The sequence below is a fragment of the Bifidobacterium crudilactis genome, from assembly GCF_000738005.1.
GTDB classification, from domain to species: domain Bacteria; phylum Actinomycetota; class Actinomycetes; order Actinomycetales; family Bifidobacteriaceae; genus Bombiscardovia; species Bombiscardovia crudilactis.
The window spans coordinates 1-21,615 of sequence record NZ_JHAL01000005.1 but is presented as its reverse complement, the minus strand read 5'-3'; the positions used below and the strand labels follow the sequence as shown (position 1 = coordinate 21,615).

Here is a 21,615-nt window from a genome sequence, read left to right as displayed (position 1 = left end):
GTGGTAAGCTCCTCCTCACCATCGTTCGGGCAGACCACGACGTTATGAATCTGTGGCTAAGCGTTTCCCCTCCTTTGGAATCCGCTCCACGCGAGGCAATTTGTCCATTCCCGACAATCGAGCGTCAACGAGCCCGGCTCTCAACACCCTCACCCAGTACGATCAGCATGAAAATGATTGCTGAATCACGTGACTGCTCTTTACGCTCATCAAGGCGCAAGAAGAAGACTTGTTGCAGCTGCAAGCACTTGTGAACTGCATTCAATACGGCTATTGACGCGATGGCGCGCGCGTAAGAGTTCATACAGCAGGATCGTCATCACCGGCCCCGTTCGCCTCGCTGACCCGGTTTGGCGCGTCCTTGGCGGCTTGTTGGTGCCGGTGAACTACAAGATCTTCAGGATTCAGGTTCGCTGCAACGGTGAACCATGCTGCTTTTACCACTTGAATGACCACGCTGAACAAGAAAGAACAAGCGAAAACACACCACCGTGCGTCAAGACGGATCGAGCGGGAAACCCTGAAAACAAGTGAAAACACCGGAGCAGCAACAAAAGGCCGGTCACATTGGACTGACCATTAAACAACTGTAGTGCTGGGGAGAGAACACAAGATGGCTAAAAACTATTGAAAATAGTGCATGCGAGGGTGATGCCATATTATGTACCCCCATCTTTTACCACTTCAAGGAAGAGAACTCATTGACGTATGTGGCAATACACTGATCGGGTCAATATCGTTGGTGGTGGACTGGGGTTCTGAAGATATTGGTTTGGGGTTTAGCTGCCCGGCGCGACAGTGGTGAGATGTTTCTGGTGAATCGGCCTGCATGCTCTTCAGAACCAGGTGTGCTCCCGTTGGAGTTTGAGCCCTTTCGGGGAAGAAAGGTGAAGTCATCGATGGTGATAGATAATGCGGTTGACATGTGATGGACGCCTAAAGAGGCTGTGTCAGGGTCCCCCTTGTTGATTGACCTGCAGGTGTTGGGGTGCATAGGATTATGCGCGGAAACTGTGTGAAAGCTGTCGCATTTTCGATACGCGGATGTGACGCTGCAGTCTGCAATGGGAGAGGGGAATACGAGTACATGAGTGAGTGTGTACCGAAGGGGCATCGGTCTCAGTGCCATCGGAAGCAGGTGGCGCAGCAGGTCTTGGTTGGGGAGCGCGCTCTATTCCACGAAGAAGGACTTGAGATTAGTCATAGCATATTCCAGGCCGGGGAGTCGCCACTCAAGGAGAGTCACGATGTTAACGTGCGTGACACTTCCTTTGAATGGAAGTATCCTTTGTGGTACACGAAGCAGGCTGAGGTGTGTGGTGGAGATTTGCTGGATACGGCTCGTTCAGGTATTTGGTACACTCACGGTATCACGATGACCGATACGTTAATCGCTGCACCGAAGACCTTCCGCAGGTCTTCTGATATCACTCTCAATCATGTTGCTATGCCCAACGCCCAGGAGTCGCTGTGGACTTGCGAGCGTGTGGCCTTGCGCGACGTACAGGTGAACGGCGATTATTTCGGCATGAATTCGGGGAATGTCAAAGCTGAGCGTCTCCGCCTCAACGGGAATTACGCCTTCGATGGCGGCCATGACATTGAGGTACGCGATTCGACGCTGCTGTCCAAGGACGCGTTCTGGAACTGCGAGAACGTGACCGTGCGTGATTCAACGATCATCGGCGAATATCTCGGATGGAACTCGAAGAATCTCACCTTTATCAATTGCACCATCGAAAGCCTGCAAGGCCTATGCTACATCGACAATCTTGTGATGCGCGGGTGCCGTCTGATCAACACGACGTTGGCGTTCGAGTACTCCACGGTGGATGCTGAAATTGAAGGTAGCATCGACTCGGTGATGAACCCCGCATCCGGGCGCATCCAGTGCGAGAGCATCGACGAGCTGATCATGGAACCGAACCGGATCGACCCGTCCCGTACCACGATAATCACCCAGCAACACTAGCTTGAACAGCGCAGTCGCAGCATAGCTCGAAAGGGACATGAGATGACTTATGATTTCAACAAGCCGGTGGACCGTTCGGGCACCTACTCAACAAAGTGGAATGTGGCTCAAGGTGAACTGCCCATGTGGGTAGCGGATATGGATTTTCGTGCTGCACCCGATATTACCGAGGCAATCGTCGCCCGTGCCAAACATGGGGTCTACGGGTATACAGACATCCCTGACGAGTTCAGGCAGGCTGTGGCTCGCTGGTGGTGCGATCGGCACGATTGGAACGTCGATCCGCAGTGGGTGGACTTCTGCACCGGCGTGGTGCCGGCACTATCATCGTGTGTACGTACACTGAGTCAGCCTGATGGCAAGGTCGCGGTGGTCGCGCCGGTCTACAACATCTTCTTCAATTCCATTCTCAACAGTGGTCGCGAGGTGGTCTCCTGCGATCTGGATTATGTGAACGGCGCGTACCATCTGGATCTCGACTCCTTGGAGCGCACGTTGTCCGACCCTGAGATACGGCTGCTGATCTTCTGCAATCCGCACAACCCGACCGGAACCATCTGGACTGCGGACGAGCTGCTAGCGGTCGGGGACATCTGCGAGCGGCATGGGGTGACGGTGATTTCGGACGAGATCCACTGCGATCTGACCGCACCCGGAGTTTCATATACTCCGTTCGCCTCCGTGTCCGATGCGTGTGCGCGGGAGAGCGTCACCTGCGTATCCGCATCCAAAGCCTTCAACCTCGCGGGGCTGCAGGGTGCGGCCGTCATCATACCCGACGACGAGCTGCGCATGAGAGTAGTGAAGGGCCTGAACCGTGACGAAGTGGCAGAATCCAACGATTTTGCGGTAGTCGCCACGATCACTGCCTTTACCAGGTGCGGGCCGTGGCTGGACGAGCTACGCGTATATCTGCAAGCCAACCGCGAGCATGCCAGGTCGTTCATCGACAGCAGCATTCCCGAGCTGCGCACCGTTGCAGCGAATGCCACCTATTTGATGTGGGTTGATTGTGGTGCCGTGTGTGATGACAGTGTCGCGCTGTCGGACTTCTTGCGTGAGGAGACCGGCCTGATCCTCTCGGCGGGCGCAGTGTACCGGGGCAACGGCAATCGGTTCCTGCGCATGAACCTTGCTTGCCCGCGCGCCACGCTTGATGATGGGCTTGGACGACTCGCCCGTGGCATCAGGGAGTGGAAGAGACATTAGGAGTCTCTATGGGTACCCGTTTCAGCGGAGACTCGTCAGCGCTACCGGGTGGTGGTGCAATTCGTGGTGATGGTTCCATGACCGCATCGGGCGGCATGGGCGCTGTAGAAAGGAAGCAGACCATGCGTGTATCAGCAATACGAGCGACTTCAAGCACTGATCCCCTGATTCGTGGCAGTATCGAACGCCGTGAAACAGGGCCTCATGATGTCCTGATCAAGATTGTTTGGGCGGGGGTGTGCCATTCCGATATCCATACTGTGCATGGGGATTGGGGTACTGTGCCCTTCCCGTTGACCGTCGGTCATGAAATCGCCGGCATCGTGCAGGAAACGGGATCAGACGTCACGCGTTTTGCGGTTGGTGACCGAGTCGGTGTGGGCACTATGGTGAACTCGTGCGGTGAATGCACGAACTGCAAGGCAGGGCTTGAACAATACTGTCTGAAGGGCAATACTCAGACTTATGGGTCCCTCGACCGCGACGGCACCATCACCCAAGGCGGCTACTCCACTCATATCGTGGTCGACGAGCATTTCGTGCTGCGCCTGCCTAAACAGATACCCTTCGAAGCTGCGGCCCCGCTGCTGTGCGCAGGGATCACCACATACTCACCACTGCGGCACTGGGGAGCCGGCCCGGGCAAGAAAGTCGCAATAGTGGGACTTGGCGGACTGGGGCATATGGGCGTCAAACTCGCGGCCGCGATGGGAGCCGAAGTCACCGTGCTCTCACGGACCTTGAAGAAGAAGGATGACGGGTTGCGCTTCGGAGCGAGTCATTACTACGCGACCAGCGACCCGGAAACCTTCAATCAGCTCGCCGGCACTTTCGATCTGATCGTGAACACAGTCAGTGCTGAGCTTGACGTCGACGGGTACCTCTCTATGCTTGCACAGGACGGGACACTGGTGAATGTTGGTGCACCCTCGAAGCCCATGAGTCTTCACGTGCAGTCGTTGCTTGGGGCTCGACGTGCCTATGCAGGATCAGCGACAGGGTCGATTGCCGAAACCCAGGAGATGCTCGACTTCTGTGCCGAGCACGGGGTCGCTCCGCAAGTCGAGGTCATTGCGGCCGACCAGATCAACGAGGCTTGGAAGCGTGTGCTCTCCTCGGACGTGCGATACCGTTTTGTCATTGATATGTCGACCCTATCCTGAGTAAAAGGTGTCTTTGGTTGACTTGACCGGTCAACCGGAGCGCGCGGAGCAAGCAGTGGTTGCCGATCCCCCTCATTCCACTGATGGTTTTGATGAGAACGATGAATTCCGGGACGTGGTTCGTCGGAAAGGCGAGATGGAGTCGACGTATGTTGTGTCGACCCCATCTCGCCCATTCAAGACCACCTCGAATCAAATCTAGTACCAATCATGTTTTTCGTCCCGGTCGAGCTGTCTGATCCGACTCATTTCCTTATCTGTCAGTGAGAATCCGAAGATATCCTGGTTCTCACGAATGTGTTCGGGATTGCTGGATCCGGGGATGGCCACGACGCCCTTCTGCAGATTCCAGCGCAGCACCACCTGTGCAGGCGTGACCCCGTGCGATTTGGCGATGGCGACAAGTGTGGAATCTCCCAGCAGCTCAGCCGTATGCCCGCGTCCACCGAAGGGGTACCAGCCCTGAACGGCGATGCCATGCTCCTTGATGAACGGGATGACGTCGTTCTCCTGATAATAGGGGTGTATCTCGTTCTGCACGAGTGCCGGAGTGATGTCGACCTGCGGAAGGAACTCCGTGAGTTCTTTGACATACCAGTTGGACAGTCCAAGCGAACGTATCTTCCCGTCTTGCACGGCCTGCTCCATGACTTGGTAGGCATCCACGTCGCCACTACCGGGGTGATGCAGCAGCATCATATCGATATAATCGATATCGAGTTTGCCGATCGCTTCATCGATGGCCGCTTTCGCGTTCCGGAACTGCGAAGGGTAGATTTTGGTGATGACGAAGATCTCGTTGCGTGGCACGCCGGAATTGCGTATGGCTCTGCCGACGCTTGCTTCGTTGCCATACATGTAGGCGGTGTCGATGAGACGCCCCCCTGTTTTGAGAAATGCGCTGACGGAATCGTAGCATTCCTTGTCGGAGAGCGCGTAGGTTCCCATGTCTATGCTAGGCATGTCATATCCGCTGTTGAGACGGACGTTTCGATGCTCCATATTGAATCTCCCGGCTGCCTGCGATGATCTGCTCGACCTGGATGACGTCTTGTCCGAAATAGTTGGAGAGGATGAGCCTCCCGGCGAGATGTCAGCTGAGGATTCCGGCGACGACGGCGAACAACCGGCGGCAAGGAATGCGATCGCCAGCGTGCACGCGATAAGATGCATTGCTCTCGCGTTTTCCATGACGGACCCTTCTTGAATCGTTGACGAGTGATGACTATTGGGCGTGTGCGATGCGTGGAATTGACGGGAGCAAAAGGCGTTCAGGTCAAGTTCTTCCCGTAGAAGGCGGCGATCTCATCGAAGGGGATCAGGTCGACGCGATCATACAGATCGATATGTCGCGCGCCGGGGACCACGATCAGCTCTCTGGGTTCTTTCGCCTGTTTATACACGTCTTCGCTGAAGTAACGCGAATGTGCCTTGCTGCCGGTAATCAGCAGAATGGGTCGTGGTGCGATGTCGTTTACCCAGCGCAGTGGTCCGAAGTTGATGTGCGCCAATCCGCTCGTCGTGGTGAAACCACCGATGGCGTGCGGGTGGTGCCCGCGTTCTGTACCGTAATATTCGAAGAATTCGGCCGTAATCGCGTCCAATCCCTCGGGAATCGTGTCGGTCGGCTCCGGCGGGAATGCTCGCACGACTTCAGGAGCGCCCGCGTCCACATCAGTCCAACGCTGTTCGGACAGCGATTCCAGCATGCGCTTGCGATCCGCGTCGGTAGCAGAATGTTTCCAGCCTTCACGGTTCACGCCGCTGATGTCATACATGGCCGAGGTGACGACGGCCTTGATGCGGGCATCGACCTGCGCGGCGCTCAAAGCGAAACCGCCGCTCCCGCAGATGCCGAGCGCACCTATCCGTTTCCTGCTGACATAGGGTAGGGTTCCCAAGTAATCGACTCCAGCGCTGAAGTCCTCCGCGAAGATCTCTGGTGAGCTGACATGGCGAGGTTCTCCGCCGCTTTCTCCGTTGAATGACGGGTCGAAGGCCAGCGCCACGAAGCCACGTTGGGCCAGCTGGTTCGCGTACACGCCAGGAGCCTGCTCTTTGACTGCGCTATGCGGGGGGCCGATTACTATTGCAGCATGCTTCTGCGATTCGTCGAGGTCTTTGCGACAGTATAGATCCCCGGCGATGGCGATGCCATAGCGGTTCGTGTAGCGTACAGAGGTCCTGCTGACCTCTGGTTCGAGGTCGAAGCGATATCCGCCTTCATGCAATGTCATGAGTGTTGGTCCTTATCGGTATTGTTCGTATCTGTTGTTCCCAAATTGAATGCTGGTGCTGTGATTAACGACCACCCGGCTGTTTGCGTTGCCTTTGCGTGATCGACGGCTCTGGTTGGTCTTATGCTCCTACCGTGGTCCGGAAGTCGCCCTGCGAAGCGTGCGCTGTCCACAGTCTGTCTGCCAAAGCAGCGGGATCGTAGAGAGGATCACCTCCGCCGATGGCACCGGGAACGATCATCTGGCCGACATGGATGTTCTCGACGGCTAAGGCTTCGTGGAGCATGCGTCCGTAGGCCGATTCCGCAGCGAAGGCGACCGAGGTTCCAGCGACTGTGCCGTTAGGCCGTGCGGCACTGGAACCATTGACCAAGAGAATTGTCCCATGGCCCAACCGCCTCATTCCCGGCAGCACATGGGGTATGACAGTGGCAAGTCCCAGTGTCGAGAACTCCATGGCGGCACCGAGGTCGGCGACGTCTGTCTCCAGAACCGGGCGCAGGAACTCCCGCTGGGGAACCGGACTGTACTGCAACACCTCGATGGGACCTAGTTCGCGTGCAACCTCGTCCAAAGCCGCACCGAGGGACTCCCGATCCAGCACATCGGCAGCGAAGCCCCCTGCGGTGATGCCTTCCTTGGTCAGTTCCGAAGCGAGCTGAGAGACATGATCCTGTACCCGGGAGATGAGCGCGACATCGAAGCCCTCGCGACCGAAGCGTCGTGCCGCGGCAATGCCCAAGCCGGATCCCGCTCCGATAATGACAAATGTAGACATACATATACTCCTGTACTCATTGAACAATCGTGTTGAACAAGATGGGCGGCGATGATGACGGTATTGCATCGGGTCTTAACTGACGAGATGCGTTAAGAATCGACCGGTAGTGTTCGGTAACCGTCCTTTGTAAGCCGTCCCATCCATGGAATGCAATCGCTGTACCGTGTGCGGGGACTAGACGCTCGGTAGAGTCTCTCATCAGTGCACGCCGCAGTTGATCCTGAGCTTGTGAGATGCGCTTTCCATCCATGGGCTTGTTCCTTTTGCGACGGCATTCCGTTACCGCTTCACGGTATTACCTACACAACGATAGGCAGATTCGCTCTGTTGAAGGAGTCTCTTCCAATACCCCTATCTCCAGGGGCGCATGGCTGCCTTTCCGTCTTCCCATTGGGAATCAATCCTGTTGTGGTTGCAATTCTCCGGTTATCGCATCGCAGCTGTCTCAGGTGATCACACGAATCAGTACAGCCAAACTGATTCGTGCTGAACATAAAGCGTATTGCTTGTCGTTTTTTCGATTTACGATACTGGCCCTGACAGTAGCTCCCTCAGGGTTCGAAATCATGCTTACGCTGTATTGAGGAGATTCGAAGTCCCTGCACGACGGCATCGAAGAAAGCGATTCGAGCGTTGAAAGCGAGTGCGGCAAGGAGATAGGCATTATGCGTGGTGTGATTATGGAAGCCCCGGGGGATGTGCGTGTCGAAGAGCGCCCCGATCCGGTCCTCAAGGAGCCAACGGATGCGATCATCCGCGTTGCCGCGGCCTGCGTGTGCGGCTCCGACCTATGGCCGTATCGCGGCTTGGAACCTGTCAGTCACCAGGTCATGGGGCATGAGTATGTAGGCGTGGTCGAGGATGTCGGCAGTGAGGTGAAGACCATCAAGATCGGCGATTTCGTCGTCGGATCGTTCTGGACCTCGGACAACACATGCGAGATATGCCGGGCCGGCTATCAATCCTACTGTCCGCATCGCACCCTGATGGGCACCATCGGCACACAAGCCGAATATGCGCGTATCCCACTGGCCGACGGTACACTCGTCGCAACCCCGGGCATGCCCGATCCCGAACTGATTCCCTCACTGCTGGCCGCCTCCGACGTGCTCGGTACCGGATGGTTCGCCGCAGTATCAGCCCAGGCGGCACCGGGTAAGACCGTGGCCGTGGTCGGAGACGGGGCCGTGGGCCTGTGCGGAGTGCTTGGAGCCAAGCAGTTGGGCGCCGAACGCATTATCGCGATGAGCCGTCATAGCGACCGGCAGGCGCTCGCCCGCGACTTCGGCGCCACTGATATCGTTGAACTTCGCGGAGACGAAGGCGTGGCCGCCATCAAGGACATGACGAACGGATACGGAGCCCATGGCGTCATCGAGGCGGTCGGAACCCAGCAGTCGATGATGCAGGCCATCAACTCCACGCGACCCGGTGGACATGTCGGCTTCGTGGGTGTCTCACACGACCAGAACATCAACGGCATGGACCTGTTCAACGCGGGCATCCACCTGGCAGGCGGAGGAGCTCCAGTGCGCCGCTTCCTGCCGCAGTTCATCGAGCTGATCGGCAATCGTAGCATCAACCCCGGCAAGGTGTTTGACCTGACCCTGCCACTTGACAAGGCAGACGAAGCCTACAAGGCCATGGACGAGCGTCGTGCCACCAAAGTCCTACTGACGCTGTGAATGCCACAGGAAAGCGAGCATTGCCTTGGCAGAAGAAAACGCAACGACTGAGCGCATGACACTCAATGCGGCTCAGACCTCGGGCCTGCCGGCACATGGGTCGGACGTTACAGGCAATAACCGCAACGAAGCTCGGGCCTTCCTCGTTTCTCGACGTGCGCGTGTGACTCCCGAGCAAGTTGGTCTGCCGAAAGGCAGAAACCGGAGGGTCAAGGGACTCCGTCGCATCGAAGTGGCCGAGCTGGCCGGCATCAGCGTCGAGTACTATACCAAGCTTGAACGCGGTGCACTGTCAGGTGCCTCCGCGCAGGTGCTCGACGCTCTCGCACGAGCTCTCATGCTTGACGACGCCGAACGAGAATACCTGTTCGATCTATCCAACGCAGGCACAGCGCACGCCCTCGTTCGACACGGCAAGATGCAGAAGGCATGGGCCCCGACACGAGGTCTGCAATGGGTCCTGGACTCGGTCACCGCGGGGCCGGCATTCGTCCGCAATGGGCGCATGGATCTGCTGGCCACGAACCTGCTGGCCAGGGCGCTCTACGACGAGGTGTTCACTGTGCCAGGGAAAGGTGCAAACCTGGCCCGGCACACGTTCTTGGATGACCGTGCGTATGACTTCTACCCGAACTGGAACCGGATCGCCGACGATACCGTGGCAATGCTGCGCTCCGAGGCCGGACGCAATCCTCACGACACCGGATTGCACGACCTGATCGGAGAGCTAAGCGTTCGCAGCGAACAATTCCGCACACGATGGGCGGCTGGCAACGTGCGTCATCACGGCTCGGGATGCAAAAGCTTCAACCACGCCACAGTCGGGGAGATGTGCCTGGCCTACGAGGGTATGACCATGGAATCCAATCCCAGCTTGACCGTGACGATCTATACGCCTCAGCCCGGTTCACGCTCTGCACAGCGCATGCAGATCCTGGGCTCATGGGCCGCAAGCCGCTACCAGCAGCACGAAAGCTCATTCACCGTAGTGCACGAAAGCATCGATCAGCCGCCGGTGTGATGTCGACACTGAGGTTTGTCGCTGAGATCAAGCTCATGTACGGAGGAGCCTGCAGGCTCCTCCTGGACCAATGACTCTTATAAGGACCATTCGCGACCCGCACGCTGCACGAGCATAATCTGTGCGAGGAACGCGAGTGCCGTGGCGCCAACGGTGACGATGCCAAGCGGTAAGACCGCCTGAGATCCGCCGAGTCCGACCAATGGTGCGGCGAAGCCACCGAAGCCGAAGCGTGCACAGCCGAGGATAGAAGATGCCGTTCCCGCTAGATCGGGGTAGTCGGCCATCGACAGCGAGGTCGTCGCAGGCGCCGCGAAGGCGACTCCGGAGGCAAGAGTGAACAGGGAGGCGATCACAACGGGAAGTGGTAGCGAGAAGAGACCGGTGAACAGCAACCCCAGCGAACCGATAGCGGTCATCGCGATGCCGACGGTAAGACTGCCTTGTTCCGACCAGTGTTCAGCCGCTACGCCTCCCAGATATCCGAACACCATGAATCCGGCAGAGTTTGTACCGAATGCTATGGAATATGCCTGTGGAGAAAGCCCAAAGGTCTCTTGCAGAATGTATGTGGCCCCAGAAAGATAGGCAAACAGTGCGGCGTATGTAAGTCCTGCGATTAGCACTGAGCCGGTGAACAGCCTATTCGACAACAGCGTGCGGAAATCCTTGCTGATCTGCGCCATACCCCCGTCAGTGCGGCGTCCTGCTGGCAGGGTTTCCCCGAAGATGAGTAGCGTGGCGGCCAGCATGACTACACCTACGATCGACAGGAAGATGAAGATGCCGTGCCAGTCGGTGATTCGTGCGAGCTGCCCTCCGATAACCGGACCCACCACAGCGGCTAGGCCTCCCAATACGGTGAGCCGACCATAGTAACGGATCAGCGCCCCACCCTCATAGACATCGCGTCCCGCGGCCTGTGCGATGACGATGCCGGCCGCGCCCGCAAGGCCTTGCACGAGCCGCGCGATCACCAGGGTTATGATGTTCGGGCTGAAAGCGCATAGCAGCGAAGCTGCGCTATAGGCGACGACGCCGATGAGGACCGGCATGCGTCGGCCGTAGCGATCGGAGAGCGGTCCGGTGATTATCTGCCCCAGCGCTAGTCCGATCAGGCATGCGGTGAGTGTGAACTGGGCCGACGATGTGGTTGTATGCATGTCCTCGGTCAGGGCGGGGAGCACTGGCAGATATAGGTCCATGGAGACAGGGCCGAAGATCGTCAGCAACATGAGTAGCGTCGAGAACGCCACCCCTGCCGTCTTCTTGGATTTGAGCGAGTGCTGCATTGTTCTGCTTTCTATAGCCAACATGGTGGTGTGCCATGCTTGAGATATCCGATACCCCATGTAATGGGGGTTGTGTTTGCATTGAGTCCTGGTGACGTGCTCACTTGCCGACGGCTGATATCGTGACCTGCTGTCCATCGAGCTTCATGATTCCTTCGATATCGTCGGTCTTTCCGATGCGAACGAGCTTGTCGCTAAATCCCAGCGATCCCGTTTCATAGAAGAAACCGAGATTGCTCCACGGGATGAACGAGAACAGGTCGCCCACCTCGGGCTTCATGCCTGTGTTCCCTGTCGTGGTAAAGCCACGCGGCGGGTAGGTGATTTTCTCCATGCCGTTGTAATCCTCGAAGGACAGTGTCATCGGTAGCATCGAAAGAAAATCACGGGTTGTGGCGTTATCGTCCACTATGGTCACGTTGACAGACACGTCGCGGGCAGCGAACCGGACGACGGTTCCGGCAACATCCACACCGGGATCCTCTGTTGAACTATTCGTAGGAACAGAGACAGGTGAAGAGGGTCCCGTCGGCAGAGTCGAGGAACCAGGATGAGATTGAGAAGCTCCTGACGGTTCCGCGTCCCTAGTTGACGTGCACCCAGTGAGACACAGAACCGCGGATATCACGACCCCGGCAAATGCGCGTGCTTTCAGGTGTGACATTCTCATGTTCTTCCTCGCATGTGTTCAGGTTCAAGTGACGGATTCGACTGATTCGTGTGCGCTGCGGTTCGCAGCGCTTGACGGATGATGTCTTGCTGCTGGCTGATCCGGGGCATCCAGAGCTGCTTTACGCGACAATGCCGCCTCACCAGATTAGGGCATTGATTGATTCCATATGGCTGAGAAACGGTCCCTGTCAGTGCCTGTTTGGCTTTGTTCCGCCTGCATATTATGAAATTAGTGTCACAGGGAACGGGGTAGTGCTGTTTTGGTTCTTTCCCGTTATTTGAGCACAGGGAAGCTGTTTTCACCCGTCGTGGTGTGATGTCGAGGCGAGTGGTGGATACGAAAGGATCTCATAATATGCAATATCGTCATTTGGGGCGTTCGGGACTGCTGGTGAGCGGTATCGGACTAGGCACAATGAATTTCGGTGACGCAACGGCTGAAGATGAAGCTGACAGAGTCATGGATAGAGCTGTGGAATTAGGAGTCAACTTCTTTGATTCCGCTGACGTGTATGGCGGACCACAGCGCCCGGATATGGAGAAGGGGTACGGAATATCCGAGGAAATCGTGGGACGGTGGCTCAAGAAGTCCGGACACCGTGATGACATTGTGCTGGCGACCAAGGTCTACCAGCCTATGGGCTATGGCCCCAACGACCGCCATCTATCGGCGTATCACATCAAGCGTGCCTGCGAGGCAAGTCTGAAGCGCTTGCAGACCGACCATATCGATGTATATCAGATGCATCATATCGACCGCTCTACTCCGTTTGAGGAGATCTGGCAGGCGATGACCCAATTGATCGCAGAAGGCAAGATTACGTATGTCGGTTCAAGCAACTTCGCGGGGTGGGATGTGGCGGTGGCGCAGGCGGCAGCCGACAAGCGCAATCTGCTGGGTTTGGTGTCGGAACAAAGTCTCTACAATCTCGCGAATCGTGCAATCGAGCAGGAGTTGATCCCCGCGCTGCAGCATTTCGGTATGGGGCTGATCCCCTGGAGCCCACTGATGTCGGGATTGTTGGCTGGGCCGGCGGCAGGCTCAAAAGGCCTGAGACGTAATACGCAGAGAACTCTAGGTGATCGTGAGCGTCATGCTGCCCAAATCTCTTCCTTCGAAGAACTGTGCAGCCAGCTAGGGCACACGCCTGCGGCAGTGGCGTATGCCTGGTTGCTCGCACAGCCGGTAGTCTCCACCGTCATCGCTGGAGCCCGTACCGTGGAACAGATCGAAAGCTCGGTACAGGCTATGGAGATCACTCTTGATGCGGACTCGCTCGCCAAACTCGACTCGATCTGGCCCGGACCGGGCCAAGCACCGCAATCATATGCGTGGTGAGTGAACCAGGCAGGGAAGGGGAGCGCACCCTTTCCCTGCAGCTTGGGGTGTGCTTCACTCGGCTCGGGACGTGCACACCCGAACCAGGGGACCATGTCGTGCAGCCATATTCCGTACAACTGAGGCGAGATACCGGAGTGGAGACTGAACGATTTCGCGTGGGCTCCCGACGACCTGTGTCGCTCACAGCATATGCTCACAGGTAATCAATCCCGGCACGCAGTATTACGGCAATCGATGCTGATTGCCGAAGAACCATTGCCGGACTCACGTCATCTGACCGCAGGACTACGTAGTTCGATGACGTATGCCTATGATCAGTAGTGCTCCTGCGGCAGCCAGGCCAACATACCCGGTTGCTATGGTTTGCAAGGACATCACAAGACTGAGCTGACCGGCGATAAAACTGGGGACCGCCGATCCGATATATGAAATCATGGAAATTGCCGACATCAGTCCAGCATGCTGGTCGCCCGTAACCTTATCGAGCAGCATGCGTACTGAAGCGGTATATCCGACCCCTTGGGAGAGCCCTGCTATCAGTCCGCTGCCAATGACAAGCGGCGCGGAATGCCGATACAGACCAAATGCAATAGCCGATACGGCGAACGCGAAGGTGACGCTTCCGTATACCTGTGCCTTGCGGACGGGTATACGACCGCTGACCGCAGCGCCGAACGGTTGTGGCCCTACAACCGATGCTATAACCAAGGCAGCCATGACAGGGTTCCTGGTACCCAGATAAGTAGCTGATATCGTCGGTGCGAATGATTGGTAAAAACCGGTCAAGGCCCATGTGGAAATGAATACACCTGCTGAAGCCACAATCAGCGGCCGTGCGGCTTGAGGTATGGCCACAACCGGTCGCAGCGAGGTCATAGCGCCGGACCGTCTGCCGACTGGGTCATGATCCGCTGCAATCACTAACAGCAATGCCAAGACCGTCAGCATAATAGAGGCCAGCATCGGGGCCTGCTCAGGAGACGGAGACGACCAGGCCAGGAACCCGCCTCCCAGAGTGCCCAGCACGATGCCAATCTGAGAAACATTAGTCGCGGTGGCGGCTCCCAGCCACGTCGGGTGTCGAGGAGCGGTGTCCAAGACATAGGCCTGTGTCGCGGATGCAGCTAGTCCACATGCCGCTCCTTGGAGTACTCTTCCCAGGATAAGTACCATCATGCCATTCAGGTGCAGCAAGACCGCTGATCCCAATGCAGCGAGTACCAGTGCCGCCAGCGTAACCGGTTTACGTCCCAGATAGTCTGATATCTGTCCGAAAACCAGCAATGTCGCCAACACGGCGAAGAGATAGCTGACGGTGGCCCATGATAAATCGCCGGTCGACAGCCCCTCCTCAATCCTGTACCGCTCATACAGTGGATAAGGAGCGCCTGAGGCGGCAAAAACCGCAATAAGAGAAAGCGACGCGGCAATGTATCCACGAAAGGACTTTCCCTGTCGCTGAGCGCAAGACCTGCTATGTTCGCCCCGCTGCGGATCCGGTTCACGCAACTCACTCTTTGCGTATGGTGACATGTGTGCCGTATTCACGCGACCGGGTCTATGCTGACTTCAACAGGCTTGTCCCATCCTTGGAATATGGATACATCGGCATCTATATGACCCAATACCGCTGTTCCCTTGAAATACCCAATCTTCGAATAATGCAGAACGACGACACCGGCCACGTTGTATCCGATATCTCCGATTTCGGGATCGCAACCTTCCGGCATGCCCTTCATGGTGAGTTTGCGCGGAATCCTGGCGTTGACCTCCTGGCGTCCGTAATCACTGAAGAGCAAGGTCGCAGGAAGTTGCGTGTACAGGGAATTGGCCGCTGGATTGTCATAGAGGACGGCAGGAACCGTGCGTCCGTTGAATTTCAGTCGAATCGGTCTGTCTGTCATGAGATGTTCGTCTTTCTTGAATAGATTCACAAAAAGGTGGTCACGCTGATTCTCTTATCCGGAGTATGGTCACCGAGCTGCGAAGGTCGCGTGTGTGCCTTCGCCGTAGCGCTTCCAAGCGCTCGAATCACCCCTGATGTGTCCGAGTTTCACCAGGCCTTCGCTATAGGGAATGGCACGATAGAACATGGCGAAATTTCCCCAAGGGGCATACAAGTCGATATCGCCAACTTCAGCGGCGGTCCCAGCTGGGGAATCACTGGTATCAAGTTTCCCCGGCAATTCGGCGATCTGCTCATTGAGCCCGAACCTACGCAAGGTCAGAGTCATCGGTAGCATGGCGAGCAGATCCTCCGTGGCCTTCGTCTCAACGAGATCGGCGGTATATTCCGTGCCGTTGACGGTTATCGTGATGTGCCGTGCCACAATTCAAGCTCCCTTTCCTTGCTTCTTGTCATTCGTCTTGCGATAGGGTCTATAACCACGCAGGTTTGTCACCATCGGTTCCCGGCTTGTCAAGGCCGATGCTGTCATTAGCGTAGAGTGTTGGATTCTTGATCAGTCTGACAACGAAATCTGCAACGCTTTTACGTGAGACCTCAGTGCCTTTAAAGGGTTCATTACGAGCGGTGGTCTCATAGTTGACCTCATCGTTGTCAGTGAGCCACGCCGGGCGGAACTGCGTGGTGGTGATCTCCGGGGTGTGACTGATGAGTGAGTCTGATTCGCGGAATCCAGGTAGATAGTCCTTGATCGCTTGCTCGTTCCATTCTCCGAAGGCTCCGGGCACCTCATGCAGTGCGCCAAGAGCGCTGTAGAATAGGAGCCTGGTCCGACTGGTCGCCTTCATCGCCGTGAGCACGGCCCGGGTCGAATCTGCCAGATCGGTCCCGCCGAGATTTGAATACACGATATCGACATCTTTCATGGCGGTCTTCAACGTCGAGATGTTCTGGGCGTCGCCTTCGACGAGAGTTATGCGTTCCTGATGAGCGTATTGGCTCAATCGGTCGGCATGACGCAGGAACAGGACCAGGTCGTTATCGGTCTCGTTCAGTAATCGTTCGGTGACCAGACGTGCGGTGGCGCCATTCGCGCCGAGAATCAGTACTTTCATGGGCATGTTAAGTGCTTTCCTTTGATGTTTACATTGGGGATGGGAGCAGTGCTGCTCGTCCTATGGATTGATGTGGGTCAGGCCTGGAGAGACAGGAACGTTCTTGGGCGTCGTGTCAAGTGTTCTTGGTCTGGAAACTGCTGCTATGCTGAGGGCCCATCACCAGGGTTGGTCGGTGGGCCCTATCGTGAATTCGTTGACGTTGGTGTCCTCTGGCTGATCGATGGCGAATGCGACGACATTGGCGACGCGATCCGCATCGATCTGGTATGCGTCGTAAGTCTGTTTCATGGCCGCGGCAGATTGTTCATCGCTGATCGTATTGAGCAGCTCCGTTCTGATTGCGGCTGGGTATATTGTCGCGGTTCTGATGTGGCTGTTCTCCTGGGCGCACTCCATGCGCAGCACTTCCATGAGATCGCGTAAGGCCCACTTGGTGGCACCATACACGGCGCCCCCTGGATATGCTTTAAGCCCCGCGACCGAGCTGGTGGCGATGAAATGCCCCGACTTCTGTGCCGTAAATACCGGCAAAGCCGCTGCTATGCCGTTGAGCACACCTTTGATGTTGACGTCGATCGTGCGATCCCACTCGTCCGTTTTGAGCGCGGACAATGGTGCGGTGGGCATCAGACCTGCATTCAGGAACATGACGTCAAGACGGCCGAAAGCGTCGATTGTCGTCTGTACCAGTCGGTGATTGTCTTCGGGTTTCGTCACATCGACGATCTGGTACGCGGCCTGTCCGCCCTTCCGCGTGATTGATTCCACAAGTTCCTGTAATCTGTCTTCGCGTCGCGCACTAAGCATGACTTTCGCACCCTTGCGGGCGAGCAGCAATGCTGTCTGGGCGCCGATGCCGCTTGATGCACCGGTGATAGCCACGACTTTATCCGTAATCATGATGTCTTTCCCTTCTTCCGGAACTGAGCCGGATCTGTGTCTGTTGGTATATGCCGATATTCCCAGCCGCATTTCCCATATTCAACCGAAGCTTGAGACCCGATTTTCTATTCGGTATCCGATACAAGCCCAAGCATAATTGGGAACGCGAGTGTGCGATGAGTGCAAACGGTCACTGACGGTACCCCCCAATGCGCCAGATGAAGGCATAGAATTTAGTGATGCAGATTGAACAGGAAATTCGAAGCTTCCTTATGGACAGGCGTGCCAGGATCACACCCGAACAGGCGGGTCTGCCATATGTCGGCGGCAGACGCAGAGTTCCGGGATTGCGCCGTGAAGAGGTCGCGATGCTGGCTGGGGTCAGTGTCGAATACTACACGCGCTTGGAGCGCGGGAAATTGGGAAGCGCTTCCGATAGCGTGTTGGAAGCAATTGCGGGGGTTTTGCGACTCAACGATGACGAGTATGCCCATTTGCGGGATTTAGCGCGCAATGTGACACCGACCGGACGGGTTCGTGCACCACACCACCAGCGAGCGAACCCAATCAATGATTCAGTCCAGCAGGTTCTTGATTCGATGAGCGTTCCGGCGGTGGTGCAGAACGAGCGGCTTGATATGCTGGCCGCGAACAGGATGGGGCGCGCGCTATACAGCGATTTGATCGCATCCAGTCCGAACCACGTTCCGAATTTCGCTCGATACGCGTTTCTGGATCCGCGTTCAGAATCATTCTACGAAGACACCGACGCCTCCCGCGATCTCATTGTTGCCGCATTGCGCTCGGCAGCTGGGCATGACCCGGCTGACAGAGCTTTGACCGAACTCATCGGCTCGCTAAGTGCTTGCAGCCAGGATTTTGCCAAACGTTGGGCCAAGCATAATGTGCAGCGACATTCACGTGGACGAAAGCTGATTAATCACCCCTTTATAGGACGACTTGATCTTGAGTACAATGATTTCGCGCTGCCAGGTAATCCCGATATTTCCATAGTGACATATACGGCAGCGCCAGGGTCAGCCAGTGCGGACAGCCTGACAATTCTGGACACCTGGGCATCAACCCAGGAAGAGTCTGTCAAAACGCTTGAGTCACAGCACGAGCGAGGCACCAACGAACCTAAACCGTCAGTATAACCCCACAAAGATCGCTTAGTGACAAATGGTCACTCCGATTGGAGTGACCATTGCATAACCGTGGAGCTAGCCGGAGTCGGAATTAATGTTTGAAAGGCATTGTTATTGCTGGGGGAATTGATTCCTTATCTCTTTTTACCACATTATTTACCACGTCAATGAAGACAAGGCGAGACCGTTTGAAAGTCGCTGGGTGGATGCTGGAGAGCGTGCTCCCGGCGAACGGTTCGGAGGGATTTGGAGGGCAGGATGTTGTACTGTCCCGCCACGTATGATTGCTGAAGCTGTATGTCTGTTGGGAAAATGGAAGAGCGGCGGGGCGACGTGGACACTATAGAGCAGGACGATGAATTCATCGGGGAATGGGAACTTCGCCCATTGACTCCGAGGTATCAGGAGAGTCATCACTCACCGTATGTTGAGGCACTGAATGACTGTTTGAAGAACACAAACATCCACAACATCGCTTTGTCCGGCGGCTACGGGGTGGGCAAGAGCAGCATATTATCCCGTTTTGCAGATGAGCATGAGGGGGATGTCGTACAAGTATCGCTGCTAACACTCACTCTCGTGGATAAGAGCCAGATAGATGATTCAGTTCCCAAGCAGTCCACCACAAAGACAAACCTCATTCAACAGGAAATCGTGAAACAACTGCTCTACAGTGCTGAACCGAAAGACATGCCACAGTCCCGGTTCAGACGTATTGGCAAACCGAGTCGATTGCGTGAAGCGATTATTGCAGCATATTGCGGAGTGGTATTTCTTGGCATCATGTTCATTACCGGCTGGTTTGGAAAAATAGGAAGTGCGGTATCGTCAACTTTCAAGATAGATTGGAATCCGGTCGCGAACATGATGGTTTTGCTCTTGGTGGGCGTGGTGTCGGCACTGGTCCTCATCGAACTGTCACGTGGCAGGGTTCACCTGCGGCAATTATCCGCTGGTCCCGCGACTGTGACCCTTGATGAAGAGTCTGTTTCCTTCTTCGACCAGTACCTTGATGAAATCGTTTATTTCTTCGAGCGTTCTCGTCGCACCCTAGTGATTTTCGAGGACCTGGACCGGTTCGATGACTTCCACATTTTCGAGACGCTAAGGGCGCTGAACTTACTGCTGAATAGTCCGAGGAAACGTCTGAGAAAACCCATTCGTTTCATCTATGCCCTCAAGGACAGCGTATTTGATGAAGCATCATTGCCCAAGGCCAAACCGTCTGGAGCGAAAGAGGGTACAGAAGCAAAGAACATTCCAGAAGCAGAGGGGACGGAAAAGGCCGAATCAATCCGTGCGAATAGGACCAAGTTCTTCGACATCGTGATTCCGGTCGTGCCGTTCATTTCGCACACGACCGCCGGCAGTCTGATTCTCAAACTCTTGGAGAGGTCCGAATCTCGTGTGTCGCCGTGGATTGCCGATGTCGCAGGACGCTATGTGACTGATATGCGTTTGCTGAAGAACGTCTGCAACGAATTCATCGTCTTCCATGATCGCCTCAACGCCGGTGACGGGGTCGATGTGAAATACGAGGCCGATCAGATCTTTGCGATGATGCTTTACAAGAACACGCGCATCCGCCAGTTCGAGCTGATGAAGACCGGGGAAAGCGATATGGACGGCCTGTACGTGGATTACCGCCGACTAGTCTCCCGGAATATCAGCGTCCTGCAACAGGAGAATCGAGAACTGGTACAGCAGCAAACCGACCTCACCCTGACCAGCAAACGAAGCGAAAAACATGGTGCAGCATTACGCACATTCGTGGAGACAGCGATGAAATCACTGAATGCTGCGGGTAAATCCTACAGTATGAAATTCTTGAACAAGTCGTTGAGCCCGGCCGATCTTGGTAAACAGTCCTTCTGGGCATCAATAGCAGCATCTGGTGTACAGGATTTTCTCACAGTAACCTGATATGGACTGGGTTTTGTTCCTGATTTCCCCCAGATAAGGAATGATGGAATTATGAGTACGAGATATGCCAAGGAGTTCAGGGACCGGGCCGTCAGGCTGTTGGCCGAGTCCCGGGAGAATTACGCGTCGGAGACGAAGGCGTTGCAGGGCGTGGCGAAGGATCTGGGTGTGGCGGCGGAATCATTGCGCCGCTGGCAGGCCAAGGCTGATACGGCAGGCACGGCGGGTCCCGAGGAGTCCGGCGAGCTCAGGCGGCTGCGTCGGGAGAATGCGCAGCTGCGTCGGGCGAACGAGATCCTGTCGAGCGCGTCGGCTTTTTTCGCCTCACGGCTCGACCCGACACGACGTTGATGGTCGAGTACATCGACACTCATCGCCACCGGTTCGGGGTCGGGCCGATCCGCACGGTCCCGCGGGCTGCGCTGGCTGGCGGGTTTCTCACCGCCAGAGCATACCGGCAGGTCAAAGCCCGTGCCGCCAGCAGGATGCGTGCTCGTCACGAGACGCCGGCCCGTGACATCATGGTGATCCACGCGCACCGGTTCATGGCGGTGTACGGGTATCGGAAAGTCCATCGTCGGCTGATCCGCCGGGGATGGCGTGGGATCGGGCGTGACCAGGTGCTGCACGTCATGCGCTCCCTCACGATCCAGGGGGTGCGTCGGGGACGGAACCCGATCACCACGCGACCCGCCAGAGGCACGGGCGGCAGGCCGGACCTGGTGAACAGGCAGTTCACCACCGAGGCTCCTGGACGCTTGCACGTGGCCGACATCACCATCGTCACGACTCGCGTCCGGCTCGTTCGCGTATGTGGCGTTCGTCACCGACGCGTACGCCGGAAGGATCGTGGGCTGGGCCGTCGCCGCGAGCCAGCACACCAGGACGCTGCCCCTGGTCGCGTTGGACCGGTCCATCAGCTGGACAGCCCGGCACGGGCGGACCACAGGCCTGATCCACCACAGTGATCATGGCACCCAATACATCAGTGCCCTGTACGGCACGCACCTGACACAAGCAGGCATCCTCGCATCCACCGGCAGCGTGGGCGACTCCTACGACAACGCGCTGGCCGAAACCGTCAACGGCGCGTACAAGGACGAACTGATCCGCCGATCCAAGCCATTCGGGTCCGTGCACGCGTTGGAACAGGCCACGTTCCCATGGGTCTCCTGGTGGAACAACCAACGTCTCCATGAAGCCTCGGCTACCGGACACCATGCGAAGTCGAAACCCTGTATCATCAACAACAGGCGATATCAAT

At 56.5% G+C, this 21,615-nt stretch carries 18 protein-coding genes and 1 pseudogene; 9 read left to right on the top strand and 10 right to left on the bottom strand.

Features of this window, described 5'->3' with window-relative positions; translation table 11 throughout:
* The first annotated feature begins 1,000 nt into the window (after window positions 1-1,000).
* The 3 genes from DB51_RS09565 to DB51_RS09555 all read left to right on the top strand — a co-directional run bounded on the left by DB51_RS09565 (window position 1,001) and on the right by DB51_RS09555 (window position 4,344).
* Window positions 1,001-1,972, top strand: coding sequence for a DUF3737 family protein (locus tag DB51_RS09565; protein WP_338023818.1), 972 nt, complete (start codon window positions 1,001-1,003; stop codon window positions 1,970-1,972).
* A gap of 42 nt (window positions 1,973-2,014) precedes the next feature.
* Window positions 2,015-3,181, top strand: a complete 1,167-nt coding sequence (locus DB51_RS09560; RefSeq protein ID WP_034254676.1) for a MalY/PatB family protein — start codon at window positions 2,015-2,017, stop codon at window positions 3,179-3,181.
* Between the two features lie 122 nt (window positions 3,182-3,303).
* Complete coding sequence (locus tag DB51_RS09555) at window positions 3,304-4,344, top strand: NAD(P)-dependent alcohol dehydrogenase (protein ID WP_034254702.1); 1,041 nt, start codon at window positions 3,304-3,306, stop codon at window positions 4,342-4,344.
* 198 nt (window positions 4,345-4,542) lie between these two features.
* Here DB51_RS09555 and DB51_RS09545 read toward each other — a convergent pair whose 3' ends face one another.
* The 3 genes from DB51_RS09545 to DB51_RS09530 form a co-directional block, all read right to left on the bottom strand.
* Window positions 4,543-5,535, bottom strand: coding sequence for an aldo/keto reductase (locus DB51_RS09545; RefSeq protein ID WP_193786482.1), 993 nt, complete (start codon window positions 5,533-5,535; stop codon window positions 4,543-4,545).
* A gap of 80 nt (window positions 5,536-5,615) precedes the next feature.
* Window positions 5,616-6,581 carry an alpha/beta hydrolase gene (locus DB51_RS09535; RefSeq protein ID WP_034254667.1) on the bottom strand — a complete coding sequence of 322 codons (966 nt, stop codon included), beginning with the start codon at window positions 6,579-6,581 and terminating at the stop codon, window positions 5,616-5,618.
* Window positions 6,582-6,702: 121 nt separating this feature from the next.
* Entirely contained in the window at window positions 6,703-7,359 is a 657-nt protein-coding gene (locus DB51_RS09530) for an SDR family NAD(P)-dependent oxidoreductase (RefSeq protein WP_034254665.1), read from the bottom strand.
* A gap of 668 nt (window positions 7,360-8,027) precedes the next feature.
* On the opposite strand from DB51_RS09530, the gene DB51_RS09525 reads away from it, so the two are divergent.
* Window positions 8,028-9,047 carry a zinc-dependent alcohol dehydrogenase family protein gene (locus DB51_RS09525; protein WP_034254662.1) on the top strand — a complete coding sequence of 340 codons (1,020 nt, stop codon included), beginning with the start codon at window positions 8,028-8,030 and terminating at the stop codon, window positions 9,045-9,047.
* A gap of 55 nt (window positions 9,048-9,102) precedes the next feature.
* Window positions 9,103-10,068, top strand: coding sequence for a helix-turn-helix domain-containing protein (locus DB51_RS09520; RefSeq protein ID WP_051867565.1), 966 nt, complete (start codon window positions 9,103-9,105; stop codon window positions 10,066-10,068).
* 77 nt (window positions 10,069-10,145) lie between these two features.
* Here the strand turns inward: DB51_RS09520 and DB51_RS09515 are convergent, their stop codons facing one another.
* Window positions 10,146-11,360 carry a multidrug effflux MFS transporter gene (locus DB51_RS09515; RefSeq protein ID WP_034254661.1) on the bottom strand — a complete coding sequence of 405 codons (1,215 nt, stop codon included), beginning with the start codon at window positions 11,358-11,360 and terminating at the stop codon, window positions 10,146-10,148.
* 100 nt (window positions 11,361-11,460) lie between these two features.
* A complete protein-coding gene (locus tag DB51_RS10315; protein WP_202962015.1) occupies window positions 11,461-11,832 on the bottom strand; it encodes a cyclophilin-like fold protein in 372 nt (123 codons plus the stop codon).
* Window positions 11,833-12,387: 555 nt separating this feature from the next.
* On the opposite strand from DB51_RS10315, the gene DB51_RS09505 reads away from it, so the two are divergent.
* A complete protein-coding gene (locus DB51_RS09505) occupies window positions 12,388-13,371 on the top strand; it encodes an aldo/keto reductase (protein ID WP_034254657.1) in 984 nt (327 codons plus the stop codon).
* A gap of 288 nt (window positions 13,372-13,659) precedes the next feature.
* Here the strand turns inward: DB51_RS09505 and DB51_RS09500 are convergent, their stop codons facing one another.
* From DB51_RS09500 to DB51_RS09480, 5 genes are all read right to left on the bottom strand, one after another.
* Window positions 13,660-14,922 carry an MFS transporter gene (locus tag DB51_RS09500; RefSeq protein WP_156958344.1) on the bottom strand — a complete coding sequence of 421 codons (1,263 nt, stop codon included), beginning with the start codon at window positions 14,920-14,922 and terminating at the stop codon, window positions 13,660-13,662.
* Window positions 14,919-15,278, bottom strand: a complete 360-nt coding sequence (locus DB51_RS09495; RefSeq protein ID WP_156958343.1) for a cyclophilin-like fold protein — start codon at window positions 15,276-15,278, stop codon at window positions 14,919-14,921. Before DB51_RS09495 ends, DB51_RS09500 begins: the two co-directional genes overlap by 4 nt.
* 69 nt (window positions 15,279-15,347) lie before the next feature.
* Window positions 15,348-15,704 carry a cyclophilin-like fold protein gene (locus DB51_RS09490; protein ID WP_202962014.1) on the bottom strand — a complete coding sequence of 119 codons (357 nt, stop codon included), beginning with the start codon at window positions 15,702-15,704 and terminating at the stop codon, window positions 15,348-15,350.
* A 49-nt stretch (window positions 15,705-15,753) separates the two neighbouring features.
* A complete protein-coding gene (locus tag DB51_RS09485) occupies window positions 15,754-16,401 on the bottom strand; it encodes an NAD(P)H-binding protein (RefSeq protein ID WP_202962013.1) in 648 nt (215 codons plus the stop codon).
* A 153-nt stretch (window positions 16,402-16,554) separates the two neighbouring features.
* Entirely contained in the window at window positions 16,555-17,298 is a 744-nt protein-coding gene (locus tag DB51_RS09480; RefSeq protein WP_034254692.1) for an SDR family oxidoreductase, read from the bottom strand.
* A gap of 221 nt (window positions 17,299-17,519) precedes the next feature.
* Here DB51_RS09480 and DB51_RS09475 point away from each other — a divergent pair, with 221 nt between their 5' ends.
* The 3 genes and pseudogenes from DB51_RS09475 to DB51_RS10495 all read left to right on the top strand — a co-directional run.
* Entirely contained in the window at window positions 17,520-18,437 is a 918-nt protein-coding gene (locus DB51_RS09475; protein ID WP_034254653.1) for an MmyB family transcriptional regulator, read from the top strand.
* Window positions 18,438-18,725: 288 nt separating this feature from the next.
* Window positions 18,726-20,351, top strand: a complete 1,626-nt coding sequence (locus tag DB51_RS09470) for a YobI family P-loop NTPase (protein WP_156958342.1) — start codon at window positions 18,726-18,728, stop codon at window positions 20,349-20,351.
* Between the two features lie 51 nt (window positions 20,352-20,402).
* Window positions 20,403-21,527, top strand: a pseudogene (locus DB51_RS10495) (IS3 family transposase); the annotation flags it as partial.
* Window positions 21,528-21,615: the final 88 nt, after the last annotated feature.